This window comes from Paranoxybacillus vitaminiphilus, assembly GCF_003259935.1.
Lineage (GTDB): Bacteria > Bacillota > Bacilli > Bacillales > Anoxybacillaceae > Paranoxybacillus > Paranoxybacillus vitaminiphilus.
Genome location: NZ_QLMH01000006.1, coordinates 50,196 through 62,015, shown reverse-complemented (window position 1 = coordinate 62,015; position 11,820 = coordinate 50,196). Strand labels below are relative to the sequence as shown.

The 11,820-nt window shown below is 41.4% G+C and carries 10 protein-coding genes and 1 riboswitch; of the genes, 1 reads left to right on the top strand and 9 read right to left on the bottom strand.

The genetic code is table 11. From position 1 onward, the window contains the following. Positions 1-5: 5 nt before the first annotated feature. From B0I26_RS08935 to tenA, 4 genes are read right to left on the bottom strand one after another with little or no spacing between them, the layout of a single operon-like run. Positions 6-791, bottom strand: a complete 786-nt coding sequence (locus B0I26_RS08935; RefSeq protein ID WP_111645103.1) for an energy-coupling factor transporter transmembrane component T family protein — start codon at positions 789-791, stop codon at positions 6-8. Between the two features lie 14 nt (positions 792-805). Then, a complete protein-coding gene (locus B0I26_RS08930) occupies positions 806-2,260 on the bottom strand; it encodes an ABC transporter ATP-binding protein (protein WP_111645102.1) in 1,455 nt (484 codons plus the stop codon). Positions 2,261-2,271: 11 nt separating this feature from the next. Further along, positions 2,272-2,859: an ECF transporter S component gene (locus B0I26_RS08925; protein ID WP_111645101.1), complete on the bottom strand. Its 588-nt coding sequence runs from the start codon at positions 2,857-2,859 to the stop codon at positions 2,272-2,274. Positions 2,860-2,861: 2 nt separating this feature from the next. Beyond that, positions 2,862-3,536, bottom strand: a complete 675-nt coding sequence (gene tenA, locus B0I26_RS08920; protein WP_111645100.1) for a thiaminase II — start codon at positions 3,534-3,536, stop codon at positions 2,862-2,864. A gap of 140 nt (positions 3,537-3,676) precedes the next feature. Beyond that, positions 3,677-3,784, bottom strand: a riboswitch (TPP riboswitch). 210 nt (positions 3,785-3,994) lie between these two features. Between tenA and B0I26_RS08915 the strand changes: the two genes are divergently transcribed. Beyond that, complete coding sequence (locus B0I26_RS08915; RefSeq protein WP_111645099.1) at positions 3,995-5,179, top strand: class I SAM-dependent rRNA methyltransferase; 1,185 nt, start codon at positions 3,995-3,997, stop codon at positions 5,177-5,179. Positions 5,180-5,274: 95 nt separating this feature from the next. Here the strand turns inward: B0I26_RS08915 and B0I26_RS08910 are convergent, their stop codons facing one another. From B0I26_RS08910 to B0I26_RS08890, 5 genes are all read right to left on the bottom strand, one after another. Further along, a complete protein-coding gene (locus B0I26_RS08910) occupies positions 5,275-5,805 on the bottom strand; it encodes a YfiT family bacillithiol transferase (RefSeq protein ID WP_111645098.1) in 531 nt (176 codons plus the stop codon). Between the two features lie 160 nt (positions 5,806-5,965). Continuing rightward, complete coding sequence (locus B0I26_RS08905; protein ID WP_111645097.1) at positions 5,966-7,648, bottom strand: glycoside hydrolase family 13 protein; 1,683 nt, start codon at positions 7,646-7,648, stop codon at positions 5,966-5,968. A gap of 555 nt (positions 7,649-8,203) precedes the next feature. Continuing rightward, positions 8,204-9,142, bottom strand: a complete 939-nt coding sequence (locus B0I26_RS08900; RefSeq protein ID WP_111645096.1) for a ketopantoate reductase family protein — start codon at positions 9,140-9,142, stop codon at positions 8,204-8,206. Between the two features lie 228 nt (positions 9,143-9,370). After that, the gene (locus tag B0I26_RS08895) at positions 9,371-9,574 is read right to left on the bottom strand and encodes a YbdD/YjiX family protein (protein WP_111645095.1); all 204 of its coding nucleotides are present in this window, start codon (positions 9,572-9,574) and stop codon (positions 9,371-9,373) included. Then, positions 9,567-11,645, bottom strand: a complete 2,079-nt coding sequence (locus B0I26_RS08890) for a carbon starvation CstA family protein (protein WP_111645094.1) — start codon at positions 11,643-11,645, stop codon at positions 9,567-9,569. Before B0I26_RS08890 ends, B0I26_RS08895 begins: the two co-directional genes overlap by 8 nt. Between the last annotated feature and the right edge of the window lie 175 nt (positions 11,646-11,820).

Sequence of the window (11,820 nt, the reverse complement as noted above, 5' to 3'; positions counted from 1 at the left end):
CTTTCCTAGCGTACATCGGCAATCGGGATGTACGAATAAACAGTAGATACATAGTATGCCAGCAGACTAATGACAACGACGTAGCTGGCAAATAATATGTCATATTTACTAAAGCCGAGCTCATAGTAAAACGTTCTGCCCTCTGCCTTGGAAAAACGTTTCGCTTCCATAGCGATCGCGATTCGCTGCGCGCGGCGAATGCTTTGGGAAAGAAGCGGAATAGCGTACCGTTTGATTTTGTGAAAAACGTTGCTGTTTTCAGCCGCTCCTCTCACTTTCAAAGCGTTTTGCACCGTTTGAAACTCCTCAAGCATAATCGGAATGAGACGAATGCCCGCTAAAAAGCTGTAGGCATATTTCGGCTTTAATTTGAGCTGCTGCATGAGCGAGTAAAATAAGTAAACCGGCCTTGTTGTTAATGAAAAGAGGAGACCGAGCAGCGCAAAAATAAGCGCGCGGAACCCGAGATGCAAGCCGCGAAAAAAGCTCTCTTCCGTAATATGAATAAGCCCCCATTGAAACCATGTTGTTTGACCGTTACCGAAAAGAATCATCGATGCGGCCGTCGAAACAAAAATAAACAAAAACGGCAAAAGAAATAATAAAACATATTTCAATGGATAACCTGCAAACACAAACAGTAACAGTAAAAAGCCGAGTGTTAAATTAATCAATACATTAGGGTTATGAATAAACAGAACAGCGACAAATAAGACGGTCATTACGATAAGTTTTAAACTTGGATTAATTCGGTGCAGCCATGTTTCACGATAATGGATATCGAATCTCACCGCTCCTCCCCCTTTCAAACACTCAACACAGCGCTGTCAGAACAGGAAGATATAAGCAGTTCATCGCGGATTAAACGGCCGTCTTCTATTTCCCATCGTCTTGTCGCAAAATGTTTAACGATATGTTCGTCATGGGTGACCATGATAATGGTGGAACCTTGCCTGCGGTACTCTTCTAAAAGCTCTAACAAAGCAAATGTGTTTTTCGCATCCTGTCCGAATGTCGGCTCATCTAACAACAGCAATTTTTGTCCATTTACAATCGAAGCTGCTACACTTAAGCGCCGCTTTTGTCCCATTGACAGCTGATATGGATGCTGCTGCTTTTGTTCTTCTAAATCGAACATTTTTAACATTGAAGCAACCGTGTCTTTTATTTCCGGTTCCGCTCTTTTTTGCAGGCGAAGCGTATAGGCAATTTCTTCATACACAGAGTTCGTGACAAATTGAAACTCCGGATTTTGAAACACAAAGGCGATATAGTTCACGATATTTTTCATTTCCCGAACATTCTTGCCGTGCAGCAGGCAAACTCCATCTGTGCGAATTAACCCCGTAATGGCGTGCAGCAGCGTGCTTTTGCCAGCTCCGTTTTGCCCTGTAACAGCAATCCATTCTCCCTCATAAACAACCGCTTCATTGATACGGATTTTCACTTCTTTATTTCGATAGCCTTTAAAGTCTTGCAGACGAAGCACTTCCGTTTGCGGATGGAACTCGGGACGTTGGGAACGGTTCTTTATATAATCGTTCCAAACATCGGGATACCAAATTCCCTGTTGCTGAATCACACTCTTATATTCCCGGAAAATCGTTTCTGCCTCACCGTCTGCCACAATTTCTCCGGTGTGATTAAACAAGATGATGCGATCGACAAAATCGAGAACATGTGCGATTTTATGCTCAACAATAATGATCGTTTTATCGCCGGCAATTTGTTTAATCGTTTCCCAAACGGTTTTCGTTCCTTCCTCATCAAGCATCGCTGTCGGTTCATCTAAAAATAAAACGTCCGGATTCAATGCCAGTGTGGAAGCAATGGCAAGCCGCTGCTTCATTCCTCCAGATAATGTTTGAATATTCACATGGGGAGTTGGCAGCCGTAAATCAACGAGCTCTAAAAGCTCATTGATTCGTTCCTGCATCTTCTCCCGCGGAACTCCTAGATTTTCAAGGACAAACGCAATTTCCTCATCGACAAACGGCATACAAAACTGCGTATCGGGATCTTGAAATACATATCCCCATTTTTCAGGAATGCGAATGTTTTCCGCCTTCATCGGTATATCAATCGAATGGGGAATCAACCCTGCCACTACTTGCAGCAAAGTTGATTTTCCGCACCCTGAAGGTCCTAATAGCAATACTCTTTCTCCTTTATGAAAGGAAACGGATAAATCTTTAAATAACAACGTATCTTTGCCGGGAAATTTTAATCGTAATTTTTCAACAAAAGCAACTTTTTCCATTCACTCACCTTCTAGCGATCCAGTGCATCATAATCTTCTTTTGATGCCGGGCGCACCATTTGTGTCACCCCTGTTGCTTCCAACGCTTTTACGAGAGAATGGGCAAAGATGCCGGCGATAACGATGGCACCAATAAAACGGGCACCGATAAACAACGTAAGATTCCAAACAGCCAGTTCCTCAATATACCCTTTGTAAAAGTCCATAATGAGCGAACCAATGGTGGAAGCAGCGGCAGCCAAAGAAACGACAAATACATCAAAACGCTTATAACGGAAGGCAGCAAACACAAGCTCGGCAAATAATCCTTGTACAAATCCATAAATCAATACCTCAAGTCCCCATTCAGAACCCATAATAAATTCGCCCGATGCCGCCGCTGTTTCGGCAAGAAGTGCTACACCCGGTTTACGAATAATGAGATAGGCAACTGTCGCCGCGATAAACCACATTCCATATATAAGTTGGTCCATATGCAAACCAAAAGGTTTAACAAAATAATAAAACGGTCCCCAAAGTTTATAGACAATACCGAATACAATGGAAATAACAACGGTTGTTAAAACGTCAGCTAATTTTAATCCCTTATTATTTGGCATGTTCAACCGTCTCCTTTTACAGGCCATGTTTCCAACGTATAAGCCATTTCCCAAAAGGCGTATTCATATTGGCTGCTGATGATAAAATGTTGTTCCATCCGCTTTCTGTCTGCTTCTGTAACCATTTCAGCAATCGCATCCATCCGGGCAATTTGTTCCTCTACTAAACTGCGGAACCACTCGGATCCATAGGCAGCGATCCACTCCTGGTAAATCGGCTCTTCCGGCTTACAATCTTTCAAGCGTTCACCGATTTCATAATAAAGCCAATAGCACGGTAAAATCGCCGCAAGAATATCTCCCAAATGCCCCTCATACGCGGCGCGGTACATATGCGATGTGTACGCATAAGCAGTCGGCGCGGGAACAAAGGAAGCTTTTTCTTCCTCGGTAATTCCCAATTTCTTAATGAATTTTTCATGTAATGCTAGCTCCGCTTCATACGTATTTTGCGCGTGATGCGCCATGCGGGCAGTCGTATGTAAATCAGCGGTTTTCGCTGCCCCCAACGCCTGAACTCTCGCAAAATGGCTTAAATAATACGAGTCTTGCAAAACGTAATAACGAAAGCATCTTAAATCAAGCGTTCCATCGCCTAACTCTGTTACAAATGGATGTTGAAAGCTCGCTTCCCAAATAGAATCTGCCGCTTTGCGCAGCTGTTTTGCAAATGACATAGCATTCCCTCCAAAATGAAAAATCGTTTTATGGAAAACACAGAACAGGGCCCCGATTCTGTGATTTACACAAACAAAAAACCACTTTCTTTACAAGCGTAAAGAAAGTGGTTGGAAATACCTGGTAGAATAAATGTGCAACTTCGCCACTTCCACTTCCCTACGCTGGTATGATCCAGATCAGGTTCTAAGGGTCTCAAAGGCACACTTTGATCTCAGCCTATCTAAAGGCACCCCTAGTGGAATTCATCATTTATTCAGTTTTATTTGAATTTATCATAACTACGTTTTCAAATCGTTGTCAAGAATTTTTATACAATTTCTTCATTATTCTTCGACAACAACTGCTGTGCCGTAGAGGGAACTGCATCGCTGTTGAAAGAAGGAAACGTTGCTTATTTCTCCTTCATTCTGTATCATAAAAAAAGCAAATAATTCTATTTAATGGAGTTGAGAACGTGGCAAAAGTCTTTTTGAAACGGAAGCGAAAAAAACGACTCGAACAAGGGCATCCATGGATTTTTCAAAGCGAAGTGGATTATATTGAGGGAGATTTTGAACCAGGGGACTTCGTTGATGTATATAACCACCAAAATTATTTTTTAGCGAAAGGATACATCAATCCAAAATCGCAAATGATTGTGCGCGTATTGACGCAAAATCCGAACGATGAATTAAATGAAGCGTTTTTTATCGAGCGGATCCGCAAAGCATGGGCGTATCGTGAACGAATGATTCCCGGCGTTCGCTCCTGCCGCGCGGTTTATGGCGAAGCGGACTTTTTGCCGGGATTGATTGTCGATAAGTACGAAGACGTCTTAGTTGTGCAAATCCTTTCTCTCGGCATGGAAAAACGAAAAGACTGGATTTTAAAAGGGTTGCTTGAAGTATTTAATCCGAAAGCGATTTACTTGCGCAATGACGTATATGTTCGCGAACTGGAAGGATTGGAGCAGGAAAAAGGATTTTGGTACGGACAATGCGATACGGAAGTGCAAATTGAAGAAAACGGCGTCAAATATATTGTCGACATTGAAAACGGACAAAAAACGGGCTTTTTCTTTGATCAGCGCCAAAATCGCGCGGCGATCAAACCGTTAATTACAAAAGATTCAACCGTGCTTGATTGCTTTACGCATACAGGTTCGTTTATGCTAAACGCATGTTTATATGGCGCCAAACATGTAACAGCTGTTGACATTTCCGAACATGCCATCGAAACGGCAAAGCGAAATGCGGCTTTAAATGGTTTTACCAACGTCGATTTTGTCGTTGCCAATGCGTTTGACTACTTACGTGAAGCCGTGCAGGAAGGGAAAAAGTGGGACATTGTTATTATCGACCCGCCGGCCTTCGCGAAATCGGCACATGCCGTTCCAAAAGCGCTGGCCGGGTATAAAGACATTAATTTAAACGGCTTAAAGCTTGTAAAAGACGGCGGCTTTTTTGTGACGGCAAGCTGCTCCTATCACATTCATCCAGACATGTTCCAAGCGATGATCAAAGAAGCAGCGTTTGATGCGAAAAAAATCTTGCGGCAAATTCATTGGAGCGGCGCAGGGTATGATCATCCGAAGCTGCTTGCCGCCGATGAAGGAGACTATTTAAAATTTGCGATATATGAAGTGCATTCGCGAAGATAAAGGCTGACCGATAAGTGTCTGGCCTCACGCACAGCCACAGAATATATGGTGGTTGCGGGGGCGGACACTTTTGCTTTAGGTCAGCCTCTATCTTGTTACCATCCCTTTTGTGCTCGCAAATGTTTAATATGTGCCACATGATGTTTCCCATGCCAAGCATACATCGCCACACATGTGTACAAATTCATTGCCGTTTTTAGTATCGGATGATAAAGCTTGCGCTGAAACTGTTCCGGCTCTAATGATTCAAGCAAAGCTCCCCAGCGCTCATGAAGCCCTTCTAACAATTTAAGAGACGCTTCAATAGGAAAAGAACTGGCCTCAGCCGTTTCCGCCCAGTCGTTCTCTTCAAAAGGTTTTACAGTAGGAAGATCTTCTGTGATCACCAGCTTTGTGCGAATGAACGCGTTCATATGGGCATCCGCGAGATGATGCACAACTTGGGCAACCGTCCATCCTCCTTCGCGGTAGGGGGTATTTAATTGTTCCGTGTCAAGACCGTCCACAGCTTCCTGTAATTGTTTGGGAAAAATCTTGATATCATCAATCCAATTTTTTAAATCTTCCTGAACAAATATTTCAGGTTGAACAAACTTGCCGATTGGATAGCGAATATCCATGCTCATTCCCCCTTGTTCATGTATGCTCCCTTAAACATATTCATTAACAACACAAAAAATCCTTTAACGGTAGCGATTTATTTTTAATTATAGAATTGAAAGAAGGGATGAAATTTCATACGGCCAAAAACACAAATATAGTCCAAACAATAAATAGAAAAAAGGTTTAGTGAGCAGCATCTTCAATTTTAAATAAATACACCCGCGCCTCATACGGCTTCAGCTTAAAGCGCGTCGCATTTTTGTGCGGCTTTACATCATAGTTTTGCAGCACTAAATGTTCAGAGGACAATTTGATTCCATCATAACGGTAAAGAACCGGTCTGTCCGTCATATTGACAATAATCACCGCTTTTTCGTTTCCAAGTGTTCTTGTGTAAGCGTAAATCGCTTTATCTTTTTCCAAAATTAAATCATATGCTCCATAAATAAAAACTTCATTTTCCTTGCGAAGGCGAATCATTTTTTTATAGAAGTTTAGAACAGAGTTAGGATCTTTTAATTGTTTTTCCACATTAATTTCTTTGTAGTTTTCGTTGACACCCATCCACGGTGTTCCAGTCGTAAAACCAGCATTAGCTTCCGCAGACCATTGCATCGGTGTGCGTGAATTGTCGCGCCCTTTTTTCCAAATAATTTCCATAATTTCTTCATGAGAGCGCCCTTTTTCTGTTTCAATGCGGTAAAAATTTTTCATCGCGACATCGTCGTATTCATCAATGCTCTCAAAACGAACATTCGTCATGCCAATCTCTTGTCCTTGATAAATAAATGGGGTTCCTTGCATAAGAAAATACATCGCACCAAGCGCCTTCGCACTTTCCACAAGATATTCTTTGTCATTTCCCCATGTCGAAACAGAGCGGGGCTGGTCGTGGTTTTCAAGGAATAGAGCATTCCAGCCGCGGTTTTCTAATCCTTTTTGCCATTTTGTGAGCGTCCGCTTTAGCCGGCGAACATCGACTCCGCCATCTGTTCCTTTTTCCCAAAGCCCTAAATGCTCAAATTGGAAAATCATATTAAAGATACCGTCTTTTTCGCCGACCCATTCTTCCGCTTGTTCGACTTTCACCCCGTTCGCTTCACCGACTGTCATAATGTCATAATGCGCAAACGTTTGCATTTTGAGCTCTCTTAAATAATCCATAATCCCTTCTTGGTTCATATGTCCATCAAAAGACGGAACATAGTCGAGCCCTTTCGGATTTGGCAAATCTGGCAGTCCTGGTTTTTTCTTAATATGTGAAATCGCATCGACGCGGAATCCATCGATTCCTTTATCTAACCACCAATTAATCATGTCGTACAGCGCGCGGCGAACTTCTTCATTTTCCCAGTTTAAATCAGGTTGTTTCGTTGCGAACACATGCAAATAATATTGGTCTGTCTTTTCATCATATTCCCAGGCTGAACCACCGAAAATGCTTTCCCAGTTATTTGGCTCTTTTCCGTCCTTGCCATCGCGCCAAATATACCAGTCACGTTTCGGATTATCTCTTGATGAACGCGATTCAATAAACCATGGATGTTCATCGCTTGTATGGTTAATTACAAGGTCAAGAATGACTTTCATGCCGCGTTTATGAATTTCTTCAAGCAGCAATTCAAAATCTTCCATCGTTCCGAACTCTTCCATAATTGCCTGATAATCGCTAATATCATAGCCATTATCGGCATTTGGCGATTTATAAATCGGGCAAATCCATATGACATCGATTCCAAGGTTCTTTAAATAATCAAGCTTTTGCATAATTCCTCGCAAATCACCAATTCCATCGCCGTTGGAATCCATAAAGCTCCTCGGATAAATTTGATAAGCAACAGCTTCTTTCCACCAGGCTTTACTCAAAGCAATATCCTCCTCTTTCATTCAAATCGCTTTCAAAACCATTTTCCTATAATAAACGATACACAATTATTATGGTAATATACTGTGTACTAAGTTTAAAGAGAAAGTTGACATTTCAAAAACATTTTTATTACTTTTCGCTAAAAACTTCATAAAAACAAAAGAAGAGGCTGTCTCATAAGGGGCTGACCTCACAAGTAATCCATCATATATAGTGTTCTTACCCAATGTTATGTCCTATATATTATGATTGGATATGACCCTTTTTTGAGACAGCCATTTTTCTAGTGGGTATTAATAACTTGATTGTAATTGAACCTCTTCCCCCTACACTTCGCTTTGAGGAGGGAGGCTTCTCGGAAAAAATGTTAACTCCATCAAGTGTTGTTAAAATCACTTTTAACATTCGAATCATGTAAATCTTCAATACAAGATTTAATCGAAGAAGAAAGTTTGTGTTTAGATGCAAATGACTCGAATCATTTTTTGATAAAATCTAACTTATAAAGAATGCTCATGTTGGTTGATGAAACAATAACTCGAATTTCATCACCTTTATGTAGCTTGTTTGGAATCATAACGATTCCCCAGCTCATAAATTTTTAAATGATGATAAACAGCTTTTAAAAGCGGTGTATCAATCTGATATTGCTTTGCTAGTTTCAATAAATACCCTTGCAAGTGATCCGCTTCCACCATATACCCTTTTTCCATATCGCGCTGCATCGAAGATTTCATTTCCGGCATCATCTCGTTCATTTGCGCCAGCTGCTTTGCTTCAATTTGTTCGTCAATCGGCGCCCCATGTGCCCGCATAACACTAGCAATTTCTTTTAACAGCGATAAAAGAATTTCTTGACCATACTCCCCGTTACGGATCGGACCAATAGGAGCACGGAATAATGTCGTTACCCCGGACATCGTTGCAATAAATAAATATTTATGCCACATATCTGTTACAATGCGCTCACTTAAACGAAAGCGGGCATTGCAATTAGAAAACAACTGTTCGAGCGCTTTTACCCGTTCCGTTATTTCTCCCGACCATTCACCGAATTTTACGTCATGGGATGGGCTTGATTGGATAATCGTTCCTTGGGCATCTAACGTCGTTTCGATAAAACAGAGGCCTCCTAATACGTTGTCCCGTCCAAACTCTCGCCAAAGCAGCTCCATATGCGCCATCCCATTTAATAACGGTAAAATGAGCGTCTTCTCGCCGACATATGGCTTTACATCACGAATCGCTTCCGGTAAATGATAGGCTTTATTCGAAAAGATGACAACATCAAAATCGTCCGCTTTTTCACCTGTCTGCAATGTTTTTGGCGATAAAACGACATCGCCATGAATGCTTTTAATGACTAATCCCCGCTCCTCGAGTTGCTGCTTCCGTCTTTTGCGGACAAGAAACGTTACGTCAACACCTTTTTCAAGCAACCGTCCTCCGAAATAACCGCCGACAGCTCCTGCTCCAACTACTAATACTTTCATTATTTATCCCCCCTCGTATGTTTTGTTTAATTGCTTTACAAAATGCACATATTAATAAAAACAGACACATGACAAATGTCACAAAAACTGGATTGCAAAGCGCCATACCGAACAAGGAATGGCTAACGAAATGAATGCAAATAACAATATAAAAAACTCCAAAAATCCCAGTCACATTGATGTAAAGAGAAAAAAGGGGGATTTTAGATGTCCCCCTTTTTCATTCATTTAGCAGCAACGGGACACTTTCCCGCCTTTTCCGTTATATCTTGCCTCTTGCGCTTCACAGAAAAATTGCTTCCGCGACTTGATTGGCTCCCCTGGATGATGGGTTTTCATATGCTCTACATATTTTTCATAATTCGGCACACCGACAAGCAAATCAATAAATTGTTTGTAGTGCTTTTTAATCGCTGATAAGAGATTACGCATAATGCTGCACTCCATCTCCTTTATCGCGTGGAATATACGGTGCTTCTTTTAATTGTACATCGCCATTTTTCAATACCTTTATCCACATGTTGATAGAAGAAATAAGCATCGCTATAACAACAAGCATGAAAATCGCACAAAGTGCTGCATCAATATAGTCGTTCATAATAATTTGACGCATTTGTGCTTCGTTGGCTGCTGGAGTCAAAATCTTTCCTTCATTTAACGCATCTTTAAATGCTTTTGCATGCGCTAAGAATCCGATTTTTGGATTGTCATGGAATAGCTTTTGGAACCCTGCTGTCATCGTTACGACTAAAATCCAAGTTGTCGGAACTAGCGTCACCCATACATATGCTTTTTTGCCCATTTTAAATAAAATCGTTGTTCCTAACAATAAAGCAATCGCGGCAAGCATTTGATTTGCGATACCGAAGAGCGGCCATAACGTGTTAATTCCTCCAAGCGGGTCAATAACCCCTTGATATAGGAAATATCCCCAGGAAAGTACACACAACGTTGTTGCAATAATATTGGCCGGCAATGATTCGGTTTTCGCAAATGGCTTATAGAAATGACCTAGAAGATCTTGAATAATGAAACGGCCGACACGTGTACCTGCATCAATCGTTGTTAAAATAAACAACGCTTCGAATAAAATCGCAAAATGATACCAAAATGCCATTAACGCTTTTCCACCAATGACATCCGATAAAATAACGGCCATTCCAATCGCTAACGTCGGCGCTCCTCCTGTACGCGACAAAACCGTTTCTTCGCCGACATTATCTGCCAATTCTTTCAAATCATCAGGAGTGACCGTAAATCCCCAAGATGAAACGGTCTGCGCTGCTTGCACAACATCTTGCCCGATTGCCGCTGCTGGACTGTTAATCGCAAAGTATATTCCTGGCGTTAAAACGCAGGCAGCGATTAACGCCATTACCGCTACAAATGACTCCATTAACATCGCACCATAGCCAATTGGACGGGCATGGCTTTCGCGCTCAATCATTTTTGGCGTCGTTCCTGAAGAAACTAGAGAATGGAATCCGGAAACGGCTCCGCAGGCAATAGTAATAAATAGGAATGGGAATAAATTACCGGAAAATACTGGTCCAGTGCCATCAACGAATTTCGTAATAGCCGGCATTTGTAAATCAGGTGCAACAATAAGAATGCCAAACGCCAACCCAACAATTGTACCAATTTTCAAAAATGTACTTAAATAATCACGTGGAGCGAGCAATAGCCATACCGGTAATGCAGAAGCAACAAATCCATATGCAATCATTAAAAGAGCAATTGTTTCGCCTTTAAATGTGAACATTTTCGCCAATGTTTCATTTTCCGCAACATATTGACCTGCAACAATGGAAGCTATTAGCAATACAAAACCGATTATCGAGGCTTCTCCAACCCGTCCCGGACGCATATAGCGCATGTATATTCCCATGAAAATTGCGATCGGAATCGTCGCCGCGATTGTAAACATTCCCCATGGGCTTCCTATAAGCGCTTTCACAACAACTAGAGCTAATACAGCTAATAAAATGATCATAATTCCTAAAATCCCAAGCATTGCAATAAAGCCTGTCACAGGACCAATTTCTTCTTTAATCATTTCACCGAGCGATTTTCCATTGCGGCGCATGGAAGCAAATAAGATGATAAAATCTTGCACCGCTCCTGCCAACACAACTCCGACAACAATCCAAAGCGTGCCCGGTAAATATCCCATCTGCGACGCTAATATTGGACCGACAAGCGGACCTGCACCGGCAATGGCGGCAAAGTGATGACCAAACAATACCCATTTATTTGTTGGAACGTAATCTTTTCCGTCATTAAAAATTTCAGCCGGCGTTTTTCGGTTGTCGTCTAACTGAAAAACTTTATTCGCAATAAACTTGCTGTAAAAGCGATAAGCAATGGCATACACACAAACTGCGGCAACAATTAGCCAAATTGCGTTAACGCTTTCACCGCGATTCAAAGCTAGTACTGCAAATCCAACTGCTCCAAGGACAGAAATCGCTCCCCAAAGCAAAATTGATTTAATGGCTTTCACGTCTTTTGTTCCTCCTTTATACATCTCTTATAGGAATTATACTAATAATTCTGAATAATTAAATAAACAACGATCTAAGATGACAAAATCGTAAACTAACATGCTAAAATTACAGACTAACATGTCAAATTTTTCACTTATCGTTTATTTACATATCATGGTTATTTGTCAAATA

Bases quoted from the DNA above. Each gene is read 5' to 3' on its own strand.
- B0I26_RS08930 (WP_111645102.1), bottom strand. From the start codon at position 2,260: ATGGAAAAAGTTGCTTTTGTTGAAAAATTACGATTAAAATTTCCCGGC.
- B0I26_RS08910 (WP_111645098.1), bottom strand. From the start codon at position 5,805: ATGAGCATGGATATTCGCTATCCAATCGGCAAGTTTGTTCAACCTGAA.
- B0I26_RS08895 (WP_111645095.1), bottom strand. From the start codon at position 9,574: ATGCGTAATCTCTTATCAGCGATTAAAAAGCACTACAAACAATTTATT.
- tenA (WP_111645100.1), bottom strand. From the start codon at position 3,536: ATGTCATTTGCAAAACAGCTGCGCAAAGCGGCAGATTCTATTTGGGAA.
- B0I26_RS08900 (WP_111645096.1), bottom strand. From the start codon at position 9,142: ATGAAAGTATTAGTAGTTGGAGCAGGAGCTGTCGGCGGTTATTTCGGA.
- B0I26_RS08925 (WP_111645101.1), bottom strand. From the start codon at position 2,859: ATGCCAAATAATAAGGGATTAAAATTAGCTGACGTTTTAACAACCGTT.